Source organism: Polaromonas sp. P3_B4, assembly GCF_056402835.1.
The window spans coordinates 333,275-351,805 of record NZ_JBFUGQ010000002.1 but is presented as its reverse complement, the minus strand read 5'-3'; the positions used below and the strand labels follow the sequence as shown (position 1 = coordinate 351,805).

Annotated in this window: 15 protein-coding genes; 2 read left to right on the top strand and 13 right to left on the bottom strand. The window is 60.8% G+C overall.

Translation table 11 applies throughout. The features are described 5' to 3' along the window. Position 1 precedes the first annotated feature (1 nt). From AC1DVV_RS18455 to tssC, 13 genes are all read right to left on the bottom strand, one after another. On the bottom strand, positions 2–754 hold the full coding sequence (locus AC1DVV_RS18455; RefSeq protein WP_457282546.1) for a DotU family type IV/VI secretion system protein: 753 nt from the start codon (positions 752–754) through the stop codon (positions 2–4). Positions 755–765: 11 nt separating this feature from the next. Further along, a complete protein-coding gene (gene tssK, locus AC1DVV_RS18450; RefSeq protein ID WP_477667393.1) occupies positions 766–2,238 on the bottom strand; it encodes a type VI secretion system baseplate subunit TssK in 1,473 nt (490 codons plus the stop codon). An 11-nt stretch (positions 2,239–2,249) separates the two neighbouring features. After that, positions 2,250–2,720, bottom strand: a complete 471-nt coding sequence (locus tag AC1DVV_RS18445) for a hypothetical protein (protein WP_457282544.1) — start codon at positions 2,718–2,720, stop codon at positions 2,250–2,252. A 2-nt stretch (positions 2,721–2,722) separates the two neighbouring features. Next, positions 2,723–3,121, bottom strand: coding sequence for a DUF4150 domain-containing protein (locus tag AC1DVV_RS18440; RefSeq protein WP_477667394.1), 399 nt, complete (start codon positions 3,119–3,121; stop codon positions 2,723–2,725). A 3-nt stretch (positions 3,122–3,124) separates the two neighbouring features. Beyond that, on the bottom strand, positions 3,125–3,703 hold the full coding sequence (locus tag AC1DVV_RS18435; protein WP_457282542.1) for a DUF3540 domain-containing protein: 579 nt from the start codon (positions 3,701–3,703) through the stop codon (positions 3,125–3,127). Beyond that, positions 3,700–4,707 (bottom strand): pentapeptide repeat-containing protein, encoded by a 1,008-nt coding sequence (locus AC1DVV_RS18430; protein WP_477667395.1) that lies wholly within the window; start codon positions 4,705–4,707, stop codon positions 3,700–3,702. Before AC1DVV_RS18430 ends, AC1DVV_RS18435 begins: the two co-directional genes overlap by 4 nt. 83 nt (positions 4,708–4,790) lie before the next feature. Continuing rightward, positions 4,791–7,412 (bottom strand): DUF2169 family type VI secretion system accessory protein, encoded by a 2,622-nt coding sequence (locus tag AC1DVV_RS18425; protein WP_477701631.1) that lies wholly within the window; start codon positions 7,410–7,412, stop codon positions 4,791–4,793. A gap of 6 nt (positions 7,413–7,418) precedes the next feature. After that, positions 7,419–10,061 carry a contractile injection system protein, VgrG/Pvc8 family gene (locus tag AC1DVV_RS18420; RefSeq protein ID WP_457282539.1) on the bottom strand — a complete coding sequence of 881 codons (2,643 nt, stop codon included), beginning with the start codon at positions 10,059–10,061 and terminating at the stop codon, positions 7,419–7,421. Further along, complete coding sequence (gene tssG, locus AC1DVV_RS18415) at positions 10,058–11,254, bottom strand: type VI secretion system baseplate subunit TssG (RefSeq protein ID WP_457282538.1); 1,197 nt, start codon at positions 11,252–11,254, stop codon at positions 10,058–10,060. The genes AC1DVV_RS18420 and tssG overlap by 4 nt, the downstream gene beginning before the upstream one ends. Continuing rightward, a complete protein-coding gene (gene tssF / locus AC1DVV_RS18410) occupies positions 11,218–13,029 on the bottom strand; it encodes a type VI secretion system baseplate subunit TssF (RefSeq protein ID WP_457282537.1) in 1,812 nt (603 codons plus the stop codon). Before tssF ends, tssG begins: the two co-directional genes overlap by 37 nt. A 13-nt stretch (positions 13,030–13,042) precedes the next feature. Beyond that, complete coding sequence (locus AC1DVV_RS18405) at positions 13,043–13,426, bottom strand: GPW/gp25 family protein (protein WP_477701630.1); 384 nt, start codon at positions 13,424–13,426, stop codon at positions 13,043–13,045. A 90-nt stretch (positions 13,427–13,516) separates the two neighbouring features. Beyond that, positions 13,517–14,089: an Hcp family type VI secretion system effector gene (locus AC1DVV_RS18400; protein ID WP_348049164.1), complete on the bottom strand. Its 573-nt coding sequence runs from the start codon at positions 14,087–14,089 to the stop codon at positions 13,517–13,519. Between the two features lie 43 nt (positions 14,090–14,132). Then, positions 14,133–17,126, bottom strand: a complete 2,994-nt coding sequence (gene tssC, locus AC1DVV_RS18395; RefSeq protein WP_477707230.1) for a type VI secretion system contractile sheath large subunit — start codon at positions 17,124–17,126, stop codon at positions 14,133–14,135. 223 nt (positions 17,127–17,349) lie between these two features. Here tssC and AC1DVV_RS18390 point away from each other — a divergent pair, with 223 nt between their 5' ends. Continuing rightward, positions 17,350–17,601: a hypothetical protein gene (locus AC1DVV_RS18390; RefSeq protein WP_457282534.1), complete on the top strand. Its 252-nt coding sequence runs from the start codon at positions 17,350–17,352 to the stop codon at positions 17,599–17,601. 16 nt (positions 17,602–17,617) lie between these two features. Next, complete coding sequence (locus AC1DVV_RS18385; RefSeq protein WP_457282533.1) at positions 17,618–18,433, top strand: sugar phosphate isomerase/epimerase family protein; 816 nt, start codon at positions 17,618–17,620, stop codon at positions 18,431–18,433. Positions 18,434–18,531: the final 98 nt, after the last annotated feature.

Genomic DNA, 18,531 nt, shown 5'->3' with positions numbered 1-18,531 from the left:
CTCAGACACCCGCAACCTTGACCAGCGGCTGGATCAGCCATAGCCAGAGCGCCGACGACATCAGCACAAAGCCAAGTGCATAACCCATCGCCAGACGCAACCACGGGCGCAGGGGCGCGACCCGCGCATCGGCAGTCGACTTGACCGTGTGTTCATAGGCTTGCACAAACAGCCTGCCGTCAGACTCTGCCGGTCGGCCGTTGACAAAACGGTATAGTCGCTGGCGCAGTGTGTCCAGGAACAGCTGGCCCTGCGTGCCCCGATGCATTCCCTTGAACCCAAGCTGCAGCGCGAGCAGAAAGCAGGCAGCGAGATCGCGATGCAAATGGGATCGGGACACCACAGCCAGCACCTGCTCCGCCATGTCGAAGAAGCGGCGCCCAGCCTGGCGCGAACCGAACTGCCGGTGCTCAAGCAAAACCTCGAGCCAGGCATCCTGCGCCGGCCACGAGAGTTCAAGGATGAAAATCTCGTCAGCCAGCACCACCATCACATAGCTGGCTGCCGTATAGGCGCGTTGCTGCGCTTCACTCGCGGTAGCCCGCATATCGCGTGCCTGGCCGGCCAGAAGGTCGGCCAGGCGCAGGCTCACACGGCCCGCGAGTTCGGCCGGCTCGGCCGGTGCCGCACCAGAGACCCCCAGGTAGGCTTGCAGCGACCCGCGTTCGCTTTCCTGCCGCACGCGCGCAACCTCCTCATAGAACTGCGCAAAGCAGCTCAGGAGCGGCATTTCGGGCATAGCAGCAGGCTGCATGGCTGCGTCTTTCAGGTCCGCGTGCCTGCAGCGCGCGCACGATAAAGCAGAATCATCGCGGGCGGGGTTCCCGGCGACTTCTTGTCACCGCTAATGACGAGGTTTTGCCCTGGGCCGAACAGCCTGGTATCGCCTTCTTTGAGCTGCAGGACCTGGTTGTCGATCGCGAACAAGGCCGCTCCCGAACGCAGGTTGCGTTTCGCCAACTCCTCAGCGGTCAAGAGGTGCGGCCTCGCGGTCACGCGCAACCGGGCTGCGGCAGGCAGCAACGCCTCGCTCGCGATGCAGGCGTCAAGCAACCAGCGTTCCATTGACGCGCGTCCATCGGCCCCCAGGCCCTGGCCGCCTTGCGGCCTGAGCTCGACAAGCAGTTGTTCACCCGCGTCAGGAGGCAACACATGTGTAAAAGTACCGTCGGCATGGCGTTCAAACGGCTGCAGCTCGAAACTGGTATTGATATAGCTGAGCTTGCGTACCACATAGTCCAGCGCACGCCGGAACTGTGGCGAACAGTCATCGTGCTGATAAGCGTCCAGCACAGGCGGGATGGGATTGGCGCCGAACGATGCCATCGTGCCAAGCAGGAGCGCCAGGCTGTCGTAGACCGCGCGCGGGCTCGACTCGGGGCGCTGCACGATGAGGCTGAACTGCGGCAGCACGGCAGCCAGCCGTCGGGCCATCTCCAGGTGCTTGCGGAAATGGGCGCCCTGCAATTCATCGTCCTCGGGGCCGTCGCTTTCCCGGTTAGCGCCCAATTCGCGCAGCTTGAGCCACAGCGCTTCATTGAGCAGCTGGAGCCGGTGCCGCAAGCCGGTTGCCTTGAGAAAATCGCCGGCCTGCCAGCACAGCATGGGCGGGTGGTAGGGCTTGAATTCGACATGCCTGTTTTCTTCGCGCCGGAACAACTCGAACAAGGGACAGACCTCGTAGCCGGCCGGGGCTGCAACTTCGGCTGACAGCGAGATCGCCGGCCGCAGGCGGTCGACCGGCACCGATCCGGTCAGGGTGTTCTCGTCAAGCGATACCAGGCCGTGCACAACCTCATTGCGCGCCGGTGTCGTATTCCAGTGATTGGAGGCGTTGCCCCGCACAGGCATGATCAGCGACAACCGCACCCCATCCGGCGTGCGCTGCAACTGCGCGGTGACATCAAGTTCGAGCGCTTTTCCGGTGTACGAGCCGGGAAACACGACCGGCGTGCCGTCTGGCATGATGCATTCAAGCCGTTTGATTGCGACGATACCGGCCTTGAGCTTCACCATATCCAGCTGCAGCAGGCTCAATCCCCAAAAATCCGGCGCGACGCACGATAGCCGGTACCTCAACTGCTCCTGCCAGTAAACATCGCTCTGCTGAAAATGCTGGGGTGACAGCAACATCCCTTCGATCCACTGGACACTGTCGGGCAAGGCCGGACCGGCCGCAGCTGAGAACAGCTTCGCTGCGGGCTGGGCGGCTTTAGGCGCTGAAATGGTTTCAGGCATGGGTTCTCCAATCATGAAAGGCAGCTCGTATAGCTGATCTGCGTGCTACGCAGGGTGATCAATGCGCATTTGTAGGCAGTGATGTTGGCGACAGCCTGACCGCCGGCGCTCACATAGCTTGCGTAGCTGTAGACATAGACGGCCTTGCCATAACCAATGGGCAGGGGCTGGTTGGTGACCGTGCTGCCAGGGACAACCTGCACACCAAGCACTGCGATGCCGCTGGCCAGACCGGCCTGCAGCGCGTCGCGATTGGCAAACCAGTCGGGTGAGGTCTTCGGCAAGACGGCCGCCGCGTTCTTGTCGAAGACAAACACCAGGTCGACCTCGGTTCCCATATTCTGATTGGCATCGAGTTCGGCGACGATGTTCAGCGTCTTTAGCGGCGTAGTAGGGCTGTAGCCCAGCGCGTAGCTGATAAAACCGCAGCCGGAAACAGCCAGCAATGCCGCTGTGCCGAGAAAAGCGTTGACGATGCGCATGATCATCCCAGCACCATCACGCATACCTGCGAAGGCGTGATCGACATACCGATCGCGTTGCCTATCATGCCGTTCTGCCCGACCACACTGGTCAGCCGTGTCGCAAACACACCGCCCATCGCGACCTTGAAGCTACCCATGAGGTATCGGTCCGGCCCAATTTCCATGCCCGAAACCACGCCCAGGTTGACGCCAGGCTCGTCGCCGTTGCTCAACGTGCCCTGCGTCACCAGGTTTTCAGCGAGTCCGCCGCCGACGATCACGCAGGCCTGCGAAGGAATGTGCGAAATCGTGATGACGATATTGGGAAACGGAATGGGCACCGGCCCCACCGGCGTAGGCACCAGACAGACGTCGGGAAACGCGAAATTGATGACGCAGAGGTTCGTGTTGGCGAACATGGTTCATCCCAGACTGATGCGTTCAGCATCGAGCTTGATGTCTTCTTCGGCCGTGACCAACGCCTGCCGCCCATGGAGCCGCAGCAGCGCCGAGGCCTGCATGATCCCGTGCTCGACACGCGTTACGAGATGGCGTGCCGACTGCACCATGGTCTCACTGACGGACGCCAGGAAATCCCTTGCGTTGACGCTGACGGAGCCGCTGGCCGACGTCAGCTCGACGTCACCAAGACAACGCAGTGCGATTTGACGGGTGCAGGCCAGCTCAAAAGCTGGCTGGGTGATCGCCATAAGCTCCGCACCCGGCACGGAAAGCTCGGCACGGCCTGCGCCCGGCGTGTCCGCGGCCGGCTGCGGACGCAGCAAAATATGGGTCACAAACAAGCCCGAAGCACTTTGCAGCACGGCCACCGTGTCACCTGGCAGGGGTGTGAGCAGGCAGGAAACCGCTTGTAACGCAAGCCGGCCGTCCGCCAGCCGCCACTGCGCTTGTCCGAGTGACCGGCCTATGCTCGCCTCTCCCCAGCCGTGCACGGTTGCGGCGCGCACGGGAAGGTCAAGCTGTTGTGTTGCCTGTTTCATGCTGCTTCCATTTCAAGTGAACGTTTTTCGGCGGCAGCGCGCGCCTCCTGGGTACCCAGGGCAGCGGCTACGTTGGCACCGGTGAAATCGGCACCGGTCCAGACCGCACAGTGAAAACTCGTACGGTCGAGCTTGCAGTACCGGAAATCCATTGCCCCGCCATTCGCATGCGCGAACTGGGCAAACTGCAAGTCCGATCCCGCGAAAACGACACTGTCAAGCCTGCTGTGATCCCAGATCGTTTTCACCAATCCGGCTCCGCGCAGCGAAACTCCGTTGAGTTGGGCTTTTTGCAATACCGCACCCTCGAGTTGGGCGCCGTCAAGATTTACCCGGTCAAACTTCGCTTTTACGAACTGGCAGCGCGTAGCGTCAATGCCGTTCATCAGCGTCGCACTGAAGCGGGCTTCGGCACAATTCGATTCACGGATGCTGGCGCGGCTCAGATCAGCACCTGAAAAATCGGCACCCTGCAAAGTGCAACGCAACAAGCTGGCACCGGCCAGTTTCTGCCCGGCGAAGCTGGCTTTGATAAACAGGCTGGTGCTGGCACGCATGCCAGCGAGCCTGGCTTCCTGCAGTTGTGCTTCGTTCAGGCTTACCTGCTGCAATTCGGCACCCTGCCAGTCGCTGCCGCCCCACTGGCAATCCGCAAATGCGCTGCGCAGCAAGCGCGCCTCAATCCAGAAAGAGCCGCCGATGTCGCACTTCGTCAGCATGGATTTCTCAAGGCTCGCACCGTCCCAACGACTTTGGCGGAGGTCACACTGACTGAAGGCCAGCATTGTGCCGGCCGTACCACGCCAATCGCTACCAGCCAGGCGGCTCTGGCAAAAAGCGGTGCGGCGCAACCCGGCATCGCAAAAGTCGGCCGCGCCGAGTTCGCAATCAATAAAGGACGCTCCCTCCAGCTGGGCACCGGCCCAATGCGAACCCGCCAGCTGGCAGCCGCTGAAAACCGCACCTGTGAAATCGTGGCCGCTTGCATCCAGTCCGGCCAGCATCTGGCCACGCACCGGACGGCCAAGCCGCACCAAGCGCTGGATCTCGGCCCAATCCTGGGCGGAGGCCTGGCTGTAAATTCTGCTCACGCGAGCCTCCTGCGCGCATCCAGACGTACACCGCGTGTGTCCGCATCAACCAGGCAGACCTCGGTGAGTTCGGCTTCATACAGGCTGGCGTCGCGCAGATCGGCTTTTCCAAAGTCAGCCTTTCGCAACAACGCCTGGTAGAAGTCGGTGCCCACGGCACTCGCACCGGGCAGTTGTGCCTTCATCATGAGCGTGCGCGGCAGGCAGGCACCGTCAAGGCTGGCGGCACTAAGGTCAGCCCGACTCATATCGCACGCCATGATGAAAGCGCCGTCGAGCCGCGCACCCTGCAACTGGCTTTGCGTCCAGCTTCCGCGTTCAGCGCGCAATCCGGACAGGTCGGCGCCACGCCAGTCGCTGTCATTCCCCTGGACCTGGACCAGTCGGGCCTCCCTCCATTTACTGGCCGACAGGTCGGAACCGATCAGTGCACTTCTCTGCCATCTCGAACCCGAAAAATTGGCCCCCTGGGCCTGCAGCTTCCAGGCAACACATTTGTTGAACGAGGCACCGCACCAGCTACTTCCAGCCAGTTTGGCCTGGTTGAAAATTGTTGTATCCAGCGTCGCGCGATCGAAGTTTGCGCCGCAAAGATCTGCATCGTCGAGTTGAGCGGCTGACAGGTCGCAATCGGAGCCGCAAGCTTGTCTCCAGGTCGCCTTGGAAGCACGGGCCGAACAAAGACTCGCCCCGCGAAAACTCGCTTCGCATGCATGGCTGCTGCAGAGATTGGCCTCATCAAGGTTGACCTCATCAAGTAGTGCGCCATTGAGCCGCGCCTGCGTCAGTACAGCGCGACGCAGGTTACAGCCGCGCAGGTCGGCACCGCTGAGGTCGGCGTACTCCAGCATGCATCCGCCAAGGTCAAGGCCCGCAAGTATGGCACCGCGCAGATCCGCGCCGGCAAGGTCGCGGCCCGCAAGATTTTCTCCGGCCTTCGCCCAGGCCAGCACCTGCGCCCCCAATAGCGACGCGACAGCGGGCGACAGCGCCTGCGCGGGCGACAGCGGGACGGGAGACGCATGGCGGGCTTTGCTTTTGAGTTGCGCGGCAGCCATAAGGTCGGCATGTTGGGATGGCGTCGCGGCCAGCGCGAGCGGCGCCAGTGCCTCTCGTGTCGCCGTACCATCGGCGCGCTGCAACACCTCCGTCCAGAGCGGCCCGGACTCCGGAGCATTTCCATGCTCCCCAGCGGGAACATCCGTCTGCCCCGTCAGTACCTGTAGCTCTGCTAGCTGGTGAGTAAATGCTGCCTGCTGTGCGGCCGCGTTTTCGCGGGTACTGGCCACCAGCTTTTCGACGCTGTGCATCAGGCTGGTCAAGTCCATGTCGCCGTCGGTCAGGGCCTTCGCCGACGGTGTCTGGAGCAGGGGCGGCCCGGCTTTTGGCGGCTCGTAGCCCGCGGGCGGCTTCATGCCGCTTTGCTGCCAAAATTCACGCGTCACTTCGTCAAGCACGTCCTGTCGTTTTTTCAGTGCCGCTTCGGCTTCGGCGGCAGCCAGCGCGGGATCGACTGGATCGAGCCGCGGCGCGAGTTGCGACTCGTTGAGCGCATGCAACGGTGCAGTCTTGGGGTCCAGGCGCAGCGTGAGCACTTCCGCGTAATGGTTCAAGGTACGCGGCGTTTCGGCCGCGCCTTCGTAAGCCAGCATCAATACCCCAATGTCCAGTGCATCGCTGTCGGTGATCTGCATCTCGCCCCGCCAGGCCGCAACACCGAGTTGCTGTTCGGGCAGGAACCAGACCGTGTCCATGCGCAGCCCGATTTCAGCCAGCGAAGCGGGAGAAGCGTCCTTTTTGAGCGCGAAAGCCTTGACGCGCTGCTCAGGCAGTTCGCCCTGGATGGTCTCAATCTGCGGATGCATCCCCTGTAACAGGTAGGCTTCGCCGCCCGCGAAAGGATTCGCGATGCGCTGGTCGGCGGCAGCCTGGTTATAAAGCCGCCAGTCAAGATCTCGCGGCAAGCCGGGATAATCCTCGCGCAGCCAGCGTTCATCGTAAGTACCGGCATAGCGCTTGCGAGGCACCCAATCGATAGGCATGGGCCCAAGTCCAGCTGGGGGATAGCGACGCCCGTGGCAGTCAACGGGCTGAGCGGCGTACTCGACGTTCGGCATAACCCCTTCGTTCGCACCGGCCATTGCGGCGAACCGGTTGCCGTCATGGCCACAGCCAACCGGATTGTCTTCGTAGCCCTGACCACCGAAGGCATGTGCGAAATCAAGCGGCATGTGTACAAATTCCGCAGGCTGCGAGATGCCAAAGAGCGGCAAGACGCCATAGCGCCATTGCCTGTCGCCAAAAACCGCCAGACGCTTGTCGATGGAGCCGACTTGCAGCCGTGCTTCCATACGCTTCACCGGACGATTTCCCGGTGCGCAAGCGCGACCCAGCACCATGGCCTCGGCTCCGGTCTTAGGCATCGCCTCGTCCAGCGCCTGGCCCGCCGGCAATGCGGCCAGTACCCGGGCCCATTGCGGGCCCTCCATGAGAAAGCGCTGCGGCCTGACTTCACCCAGCGGAAAGAATCCCAGCGCCGTCACCACCAGGCGGTTTATGCCGGATTGCCGGTATGTCTTGTAGAGCAGGCCTAGGCTCAAGGGCTTGATGATCTTCATGGCGGCCTAGAGATAGATCTTCAGCTCGGTGATCGTCAGGCTCAGGCCCGTGATCTGCATCGTCGCCTGCAACGCGGTGAGCTGCACCAGGATGCCGGCCCCGGTCATTTCAATCGAGGTTGATGCGCCTTTCATCGAGATCGCCGTGGTGTCGCCCGACAGCGAGATGTCAGTACTCGACCCCAGAACTGAAACACTGTTGCTCTGGCCCGTGAGGCTGACCCGGCTGGACAGGCCGGTCAGGCTGACCTCGTTGTGAGCGCCAACCAGGTTCATCGCAGTACTGGCACCGGTCAGAGAGGTGCTGCTGCTGACGCCAACCAGATTGGTGCCCGTATCGACCAGCGTCATCGAGACATGATCCGAAGCAAGCGTCACCGCAACGTTGCTGCTCGAACCGGTCGCGCTGGTCTGCATGCTCATGCCTACGACCGAGTCACTGTCGCTGAGGCCAACCATGCTGCTGCTGCTGCTCATTCCCTCCATCGAGCCCGACAGCCGCACCCCGGTCGCGCTTGCGCTGACAGCCATGCCGACCGCCGAGGTCGAGATGTGCTGGCCGGTTACGTCGAGATTGACGCTGCTGACCGTGAACGACTCGCTGGTTTGGCTCGCGGTCGTGGTTGTATTGAACACGGCGTTTTGCGAAGTCGTGTTGCTGAGCGTGCCTTCGGTCTTGCTGGTGTTGGTGGCGTCGCCGGTCACCAGCGAGTGGTTGGTGGTCGTGCCGAACTCGGTGCTGCTCCAGCTTTCCGCCCCCTTGTGGGTGCTGTGGGTCGAACCGAAGGAATCCGACTGGCTCAACAGGCCGTTCGCGCCGTCTTCGGAGGTCGAATAGCCATAGCTGGCACCCTGCGAATACGACGATTCGCGGAACTTTCCGCTGTCGTATTGCTGGCTGACGATGGCAACCGCGTTGTCCAGGTCGGCATCGGAGTGCAAGCCGAAACGGATGCTCTTGCCGTCGCCGTAGGCCGTCGAATAGCTGCTGCCAACGTTGGTATTGGCCGTCCAGCCTGACGGCATGATGACCTTGGTGCCATTAGCCTGGATGATGCTCTGGATTTCAGGCAGCTCGGATTGATCCTGCGCGCGCGTAATGATGACGGTCGTACCGATCTCCGGCACGGTCTGCATGTGCGCAGCCAATTTGACCCAGACCGGCTCCGCCGGGTCGGCACCGTCCGGTGAAAAGATGTCCTGGCCTGTCGAGAACCGCACATAGACACCCTGCGCCTCAAGCACCGGCGAAATACCCTCGCTGTCGACAATGCGGCTGGTCTCCGGGTCAAAGTTGTCTTTCCGCATATAGCGCCAGCCCACCGGCGCGACACCCTGGCTCCCACCCGAGACGACACTGGCGAGCACACTGCCTTGCTGTGTCTCCTGGATGGAGAACGGCGTGACCAGTCCCTGCGCGTCTGCCGCCTGGAACTTGTTGCTGTAGCTGCCGTCGAGCGTTGCCTCGTGCTGAACCTGCGTTGCGACAAAGCTCCTTCCCTCCAGCTGAGGTCTGACCTGCAACGGCCATTGCCCTGAACGAACTTCCTGCGTCACCGAGAAGCGGTGGCCGCAATGCAGATAGGGGCAATAGCTCGAACCACTGAATTGCCGGCTACCCGTATCCAGGGTGTCCTGCGTTGCATGGGCATAGTGATCGACCTCAACGTCGCTGCAGCCGTACTGGTAGATCTGGTATTGGTTGAATGGCAAGGCGCCAGGCGCCGGCTTGGTCTGTGCATGAAAACTCTGGAACCCGGCCACTGCATCCGACTCCCAGGCCGCCTCCTCGCGCGTGAACACCGAGGTCACCGCGCTGCTGGCCAGACTCTGCTGAAAGCGATAGTCGCTGATCATGTCGGGCTGAGCCAAGCCGAGAGTATCTTCCTGGGTGCCGCAGTAGCGTAGCGGCTTGCCACCGGGCAGGGCTTCCGGATAAACAGGCCGGTTGGCGAACACCACTGTGTGGCTAGTGCCGGTGGTCACGTAGAAATAATAAATGTGCGCTTTCGACATGAGCCGCCGCACGAACTCGTAGTCGCTTTCACCGGCCTGCAGCCAGTCCTGCTGCCTCGCGACTGCCAGATTTCCTGAGCCGACCAGCGCCGCGACCGAAAAAACAATGTTGTGCTTGTGCAGGACGCCCGCAATAGCATCACGCACATTCAGCTGGCGATGGATGCAGTAGTTGTTCGTGAGCGTAAGCTTCCAAAGTGCCGGCCGCATGGTCACGCGATAGACGCCTGGCTGTTCCATTGAGAAGGATGCGACGATGCCATTGAACAGGGACAACCGCACGCCTTCGTCCTGGCCGTGTACGGCCTGGTCAAACCACTCGTTGGCTTCTTCGCGCGTCGGCTGCTGCTGGTCATCCAACACCGGGTAGTGAACCCCCACAGTGACCGGTCGCCCGAGCAGGTCATCAAAGGCCAGCTCAAGGCCACTCTCGGGGTCCGAATTTCCGTGCAACTCCAATTCGTACTCAAAATGATCAGAAATGCTTTCCTGCCCTTTAAAGCTGACCAGCCGAAAGCTACCGTCACCCAGGATGACGCCCGTCTCCAGGAACAGCGCGACATGCAGGTAGACGACCGGCGCCGGCGATAGCAGAGCCAGCGCGGTCGTCATGCCAGTGACGCGGTCGTTCATGTCATGGCTCCCGATTCATAAGCAGGGACCAGAAAGCGCGCGACATAAACACCCGAAACGCCAGCGGCGCTATCCGTCGGCCGCGACTTCAACCATGCGTTAAAGCCCAGGCGCATACCGGAGAAGCCGGAGACCTGAGTCGATACCAGCCGCGCCAGCGGCACCTCTTCTGCAAGCACCGAAAGTTCGATCTCGGCATCGTGGCGACGGTCAAGCATCAACCGTAGCAAGCCTTGCAGTTCCTCATACGAGCTGCGCACGGCAGGCGCTTCGCTGCCGATATCGACCTGGCGTTGCAGCCGTTGCCATTGACGCAGCGAACGCTTTGGTTCTATGCCTTTTTTCAGCGGCGGCAACAGCGCCTCCAGTTGGGAATATGAGACAGGGCCTGCGGTCAGCCGGATGCGCGACTGCTGATCCCAAGTGCTGCGACCAAGCAGCATGTCAACACCAAGCCGGTGACCACTGCGGCCCAGGCGGTGCTGATCGTCCGGATCGATTGCGCGCCATGCGCCCACCAGGGGCTGCAACCTGACAGGAAATCCAAGCTGCACCGAGAGCACCTGAACCAGCCCGGCTGCCGACCGCCGGCCGTTCGCCAGCAAGTCCCCGATGCCGAGCCACTGGCGCTGGGGCATCGGGATTTGCCCGGCCTGCTCGGCGTTGTCCACCCCCATCAGCGCGCCAAGGTATTCGGCGAGCTGGCTGCGCTCAGGCCGCTCGTTGTTCAGCCCAGGCTCAAAGCCAGCGCGGGTTTCATAACGCAGCAGATTTAGCCGGTTATTGAAAATGTCGAGAAATGCGCGCGTCGCGGATTTTCCTGCGCGATCCAGCTCGCGCATCCACTCGAGAAAAGGTTCGGGCAAGGGACCGAGTGCACTGCCAACACAGAAGTCCGGGGTGGTGATCGCCAGCATTTGCGGCCGGTCACGCTGATCGCCTTCGGCGTCGATCAGCGCCGGTACCGCAGAGGACCCGGATGCAATGGCCTGCACACGCACTGCGCTCGCCGCGCGCGCGGGAAAGCCCGCATCAAGGTCAGCCTCGAAACGCACGGTCTGGCCTGACCCGCCGGCACGATCATCCGGCTGGCGCAGCCACAGACGGATCATCTGCAGGAAATTGAACTCCCCAAAACGCTGCTCGAGCCGGCGGCTCAAAGAACGATCTGGGCCCCAACCATTGGCGGCCATCTTTTGAGTACTCCTTTCTCGTCAGTGGTTTCCAGGCTTACGCAGACCATGTTGTTGACTGTTGAGTAGAGCGCGAGAAAGTAGCGCAGCACCGATGCGAACAGCAGCATGCTGGTCGACTCAAACTGTTTTCGATTCAGTGTGAGGGTGATATAGAGGCATTGCACATAGCCCCGCACTCCATCGCGTATCGTGTAGCGCATGCCGGGCCGGCATTGAAGCGCCTGAATTCCTTCAATGCTGCGGAAAGCCTGTGTCTGCAGAGGGTCGATGTGGTCGCGCAGCATGCTTTTGAATGCAGCGAGCGCCTGCGGTCCCTCTGCCATCGACAAGTGGCTCATGCCGAGCTGGGACACCAGCGACCAGGGACGTCGCCCTATCAGTGCCGGGGTGATGTGACGCGAAGGCCGGCTTATCACTTCGAGTACCGTGATCGGCCCCGCCCCTTCGAGCTGCAGGGATTGCTTGATCAGCAGCTGTTCTGCCAGCTTGCGATTGGTGCAAAGCGCCCGCCCGCCAACCACTTCTGCCGGCGGCAGTGCCATCTGCTGCCGGACGTCAAGAAAAGATACGTACACCTCGGTACCGGCAATACCGCCAAGCTGGTTTTCCTCGCGCCGCATGACATAAAAATAGTCATCTGTGCCACGCGTCTGCGCATTTCCAAGTTCGAAGTACGGCGCCAGCTTGCGTTGGCTGCCGTCGGCGCTAATGGAAACCAGCTCCTCAATGCTGTAAATCTCGCAGTTTTGGCGGTTCTGCACATCTGCGGTTAGCTGGTATTCGTACTGCGTGTGGTCAAGCGCCAGGGGTTCCATGCGCTGACGATAGAGGTTCACCATCGGCACGCAGTTGAGCTTGAGCGAGCGTGACGAGAGCTGGCGATCCTTATGGGAAGCCACGTCAAACTGGAACAACAAGTCAAAACCATTCTCAAACGGAGCGAGGTCAAACTCGCCGGTTTCGAAAAACATAAATTTTTCCGGAAAGGAAAAATATTCCTGGAGAAGCCGGTGTCCGGGATGCATGTTGCTTCGGACCGGGAGAGCGGCCTCTTCATCACCAAACCCGAGCCAGTGGACGGCGCTCTGGTTTTCGCCTGGCAGTGGCTCACCACCAATCTGTGCGATGTCAACGGCGTGCAGGTGCAGGCCCAGCATCTCCTGCAAATACCAGGCGTCTTTTTGGCTGGTGTCGATATAAAAACGCAACCGGGTTTTCTTGAGCGCCTTCACCGGATCGATACCCAGGCTGCGCACCCGAACACGCAGCACCGACAGGCAACGCTCGTCGCTCAACCCGACCGGAAAATCTCCCGCCTGCAGCATGTCAATCTCGACAATGCCCAGCGGCACCAAAGGCAAGTCGCAGGTTGTCGTAAAGCGGCAGACGCTTTTCCGGCCCCGGCCGTCCTCGGCCGTCACACTGGCCTGCCGCCCGCGCTCCAGAACCGCGCCGGCCGCGTCGTCCGGCTTGACGCGGACCTGAGCAATCAACATGGACGGCACGGGTGCCGCCAGGTGCGGATAAAGGTAACCGAGGAGTACGTTCGGGATCAGCGCCTTGCTGACTTCGGACTCATATTGCACACGGCCGGTCAGGAAAGCAAAGGACTGCAGCAGCATTTCCACGTGAGGATCGTGCGAGCCGGTGCGATCGAGTTTGAGCGCCTGCGCCTCCGTCGGATAGGCCTGCGCAAATGCAGCGGCGTCGTTACGCAGCCCTGCCAGTTCACGCTGGTAGTAGTCCTTGAGTTGAGTTCCGTAGACTTGCATGGCCTGGAAGCGCCTAGCGGCGCGGCAACCCGAAGCTGAAGGTCTCTGTCAGCGGCTGGTCGGCGAGCTTGCCGGTGACGACTACCTGGAAAGGCATGACGGAACTGCGGGTTTCCTCAACAGTTACACGTACGCCCGTCAGCCGGGGTTCGTGGCGCACGATCATGTCGCGGATGCTCAGCGAATAACGCTGTATGTCATCTTTTTGGGCGTAACCGGCGCCGGTCAGGGAAGGCAGGCCGACGCGCATGAGTTCCAGACCGGTCGAACCAGCCCAGACGTGCGAGCTAACCAGCCGCTGAATCTGCAGCCGCACGGCATCGCGCAGATTGAAGCTCTGGCCGCTTTGCGCCGGCGCCGCACCTGCAAACTCCAGGCGCTCAAGCAAGAACTGCATGTTTATCCCCTTGGGCCGGCGCGCCGCAACAACGGTACGCCATCTCAAAAACAACGAAAATCCACGGCCCCCGCAGGGCCGCAACGAGGCTCAAGTGAACGCCGTCAAAGGCCTGTTCTGCGCCAGACTCCAGCCGGCAGTGACATTCCCCTTGACCTGCATGTCCGGCGTCTGCACGGCGTAGGTCCAGACGATCTCTGTGAAGTTAAGCTTGAACTGCTCGGTCGGCATGTCGTCAGGATGTGACTGGAATTGAATTTCGCTGATAAGCGCGTCGCGCAGCATGAAGGTAATGATGTTGCCGACCTTGTCGCCCGAGTTGCGCAGGATGTAGATGTACGAGGGCTTGGCCTTGTCGCCCAGCGACTTCGCGCGCAAACAGAAGTCGTAGAGCTTGACCGAAGTCTTGTCAACATATTTGACGCAGGTGAACTCCGTGATCACCGGCCTGCCAGAGGTGCGCGCCGAATTGCTGACGTCCGTCGTCACCTGCTGCTTCATACCCTGGTGCACTGACACCAGTTCGATGCATTGGCCGAGCTTGAGTTCCTCATTGGCGGTCCAGTCGGCGCCGGTCGAAATCAGGCTGCCGCCCGTGGCCCAGTCATTGCTTGTTGTGGGGAACACAGAAGTGTCGCCGGGTTGTAGCAGTATCAGATCCATGGCTTGTCTTTCGTTGGTCTATGTTGGGTGGGAAGTGAATGCATCACTTCGGCAGATTCGCCACAAGGCGGATCGAGGTCGTCAATTCCTCAAGCTGGAAGTGCGGCCTTAGGAAGACCACCGCGTTGTAGGAACCCACAGCGCCCGGCACGTCCTTCACGATCACGTTCGCCTGGCTCAGGGGGAAACTCGCCTTTGCGTCCTGAGAGGCGTTCTCATCGAGCAACACGTAGTTCGATATCCAGGTGTTGAGGTAGGCCTCCACATTGCCGCGCGTCAGGAAGCTGCCTATCTTGGCGCGCATGATGACCTTGATGTAATGGGCGAAGCGCGAGGCTGCGAGCATGTAGGGCAGCAGCGCGGAAATCTGCGCGTTGGCATTGGCGCTGTCGGAAAAATACTTCTTCGGCTGGTTGCTGGTCTGCCCGCCAAAGAATGCAGCTTGCCCCTTGCCCTTGCAATGGCATAGCGAGATGAAGCCCAGATCGTTAAGCTCCTTTTCGCGCCGGTCGGTGATGGACACTTCAGTCGGACAAAACAACTCCTCCGCCCCGGAATCGGTGCGGTAGCTGTAGGTCGGCAGGTCCTCAACCAGTCCACCACCTTCAACCCCGCGTATCGCTGCTGTCCAGTTGTACTTGGAGAACGCGTTGGTCACGCGCTGCGCCAGCATGTAGGCCGCGTTGCCCCACAGGAAGCTGCCGCTGTCGGGTGAACTGCTGGAAGGCCCGACAGTCTCCTCGAAATCCATGCCGTCAACCGGCCAGCTGTTCTTGCCGTAAGGCAGGCGCAGCAGCACATGCGGCATCACCAGTGTCACATAGCGGGAGTCCTCGCTTTCGCGGAATTCCTGCCAGCCGGCCAGCTCAATGCTTTCAAAGATTTTTTCCAGGTCACGGGGCTTGGCGAGGTCGCGAAAGCTGTCGAGTCCGAACAGCGACGCCGAGGCCGCGGTGATGTATGGCGCATGGGCGGAGGCCGCAACTTCCGCGATCTTGCGCAGGAATTCGATATCCTTGGCGCTGCGCCCCACCTCGTAGCCGCCAATCAGAAGACTGTAGGGCAAACCACCGAAGGTGCCGTACTGGTCTTCGTAGATCATTTTGAAGAGTTTGCTTTGGTCCTTGTCGACCGCCTTCTCCATGTCATCCAGCAGCTCGTCCCTGGTGGCGTTGAAGACACTGAGCTTGAGCATCTTGCCGGTTTCGGTGTTTGACACGAAATAGTGCAAGCCGCGCCAGGTCGCTTCGACCTCCTGGAACTTCGGCGCATGCATGATCACGCTCAATTGCCTGCTCAACCAGCTGTCGATGTCGGAGATGTGCGAGTCAATCGCGGTTATCGCGGCGACCCGCGCATAGGTGGAACCCGGAGCATCGAGCCGCGCCAGTACATCGGTCGCAAAGAAACCAATCGGACCGAGGAATTTCTGCCTGTCTTCGTCGGTTTTCAGGCCGGCTGCATCCATGAGAGCGAAGACCGTATCAATGTTCTGCCTGGCTTGCTTTTTTGTCGGAGGCACCGGCTTTGCTTTCGGGTCAGGCGTGTCGGTAGCGCCGCTAAGAACAAGCAGCATATTGTTGGCCACCCTGCGATTGACCGCGTCATGCTTTTGCTCGGCCACTGTGCGCACCTGTGCTGCGTCAGCCGGCATCGCAATCGAATCGCTGTCGTCGGTCTGCTGCATGCCGAGCACAGCCAGAGCAGCCCTTTTCGCGTCGGCATCGATCTGGCCGTCCTTGGGTACGAGAGCTGCCAGTAGCGCTGTGGCGTCCGCAGCGAGCTTGGTCTGCGTCGCGGTCACAGTGGGGTCGGCGCCGAGATTGCTGGCAATCGCATTGCGTTCCAGCTGGATTTTGGAGGACAGGCCGGCATCCCACTGCGTAAGTTGCTGCAGCTGGGCTGACACTGTCTGCAGGTTCTCCGGTGTGTCCGGGGTCGAAAACACCCCCAGCAGCCTGCGCAGCGGCGCCAGGGTTGCATCGGCGTCAACCACCGGCTTGCCGTCCGCGCCCACGCTGTTGACGGTCTCATATCCCCAATCGGTGGCAGCCTTGAGCTTGGGCGTCTGATCGGCCTTGCCCATCACCATGGCCAGGTCGTACAAAGAAGATGTGGCCTTTTTGAGTTCGCCAGGCGCCTTGTCCATGTCTGCTTTGACGACGCTGTTGCGGTAGTCCGGCCCGGCCAGCACCTGAAGTTGTGCGCGCTTGGCCTGGCCGTCCGGTGTTTTGGCGATCAACAGATTCAGTTGGTCGTTGAGCCGGTCGCTCGACTCCGCCCGCGACTGCAGCATGCGGATGTTGCTGCGTACCCGATAGAGCTTGTTGAGGTCAGGAATGGCGCGCACGACGGCGATCGGGTCGAACGCATCCAGCGAACTGAAAGTAATGTCGCCGGACAGATTGGCCGATTCGACGGCTCCGATCTGCATTGCACCGGGTGGTGACGGGATACGCGGAACGCGGCCCAGAGCCACACGCGGCAACTGCGTCTTCATGACGTCGTTGAAGAGGTCCCGGTCAATAGGCACCATCTGCCGTTGCTTATAGGGCGGAAATTCCACGTCGGGATCGCGATCGCCGGCCAGGTCGGCGAACACTCCAACAATGAAGGGGAGCTCCTGCTTTTCGATGGCGCCGCCAGTCTCCACCTCGTAGGTGATCTTCACCCGGGGCGGACGATTACGCTCCAGCCATTTTTGAACACTTTCAGCCATTTTTAGCCTCTCATAGTCAATACCGCACGCACTTGCAGAAACGCTCGCCAAGCCACGAGGGCCGCGGGCGGAATTTCTCCCGCACTGTTTTTGCAAGCGGCATGCCAACCTTAAAAATCTCTTAACGCATTGATTTGCATGACTATTTTTTTCACCTCCGAAGGTGAGGGGGACTAATTTGCACCGCTCTTTTTTTAGTTGAGCGAAGGCATCGCATACCGGAAAAGCGTGCCGGTCGAAGGCCCTCGACATCTGTCCGTGCTTGTGCAACCAGCAGGACAAAAATATCCATGCCTTGGTGCAGATATGTCCCGTCACTTTGAAAACCGTGGAAACTTTCCAAAGAATGGAATGCCACTATTGCGAATAGTTAGTTTCCAAAGAAAATGACTGGTTTTGAGCTGACCAGGACAATAATGAAGTCATCTATTGCGAAGAAACTGCAGAACAGGCGCTTCGAAGACATTGCGGCATGCAGTAGTGCACGGCACGCGCACGCTTAATGACACGCAGCGGCATCTCCACAAAACAAGCTTGCTTGATGAACAAACAACTGGTCGATTTCGCCGTCCTCTGTATCCGCAGAAAGCTTGAGAGTGCCCCGCACTCAGTCGATACGGCCAGGGGAATCCACTCTTTCTGGATCGATTGGGAAGAGCCCGTCCCTCCGGAAGCTACAACACTGGAGGCGCTGGAAAGACTCGAGAGCGACGGAGTGGTAGAACGTGTCGCGCTGGACACCCAGGAACTCTGGATGATGAAGAAGGAGTCTCAGTTGCCCTCATCGACGTGAGCCCGGAGCCAGGAATATGACCCGACCCATTTCACTCGCCGCCTTGACTGTGCTGGAACTGACACCGCCGGAAATGGTGACGTGCGCCTTTGACGCCGGCTTCAGCCATGTCGGCATCCGCCTGCTGCCGGCAACGCCGACCGAGCCGCAGTACGACATTGTGGGAGACACGCAGATGCTGCGCGAAGTCGAACATCGCCTGGCGGACACCGGCATCAAGGTGCTTGATGTCGAAATCTTTCGCATCAAGCCCGGTACCCTGGTCGGCGACTACGAAGCCGCGATTGCCATCGCCGCCCGGCTCGGCGCGAGCGAGTTGCTTGTGGCCGGAAACGATCCCGACGAGGCCCGGCTCACCGATACCTTCGCCGCATTCTGCGACCTCGCCAACAGCTACGGGCTGGCAGCCGTCCTGGAATTCATGCCCTGGACCGACGCGAAGGATTTGACCCAGGCTGCGCGCATCGTTGAGCGCACCGGCCGCAGCAACGCAGGTGTGCTGATCGACCCCTTCCATCTGAGCCGCTCACGCAGTTGCATCAAGGACATTGCCGAGATCCCGCCATCGCGCTTTCGTTTCATGCAGTTTTGTGACGTGCCCGCAGCCATTCCACCGACGATGGACGCGATCCTCGCCGAGGCCCGCTCCGAGCGCCTGTTTCCTGGCGATGGCGAAGTGGACCTCCTCGGTCTCCTGCGCGCCGCGCCGCGCAACATCCCGCTCAGCCTCGAAGTGCCAACGCACACGCTGGCACTCACCGTCGGCGCCACCGATCGCGCACGCCGAGCCCTTGCCGCCACACGGCGCGTGCTGGCGCTACTCGACACATGAGCGAACTCTGTCAACCGGGCTCGTGCCAGGAAAGAAAAGAAACAGGCTGAAGGCGGGCGTTGCCCGACACGGCAACCCGAACGTTCTGAACCATTTTT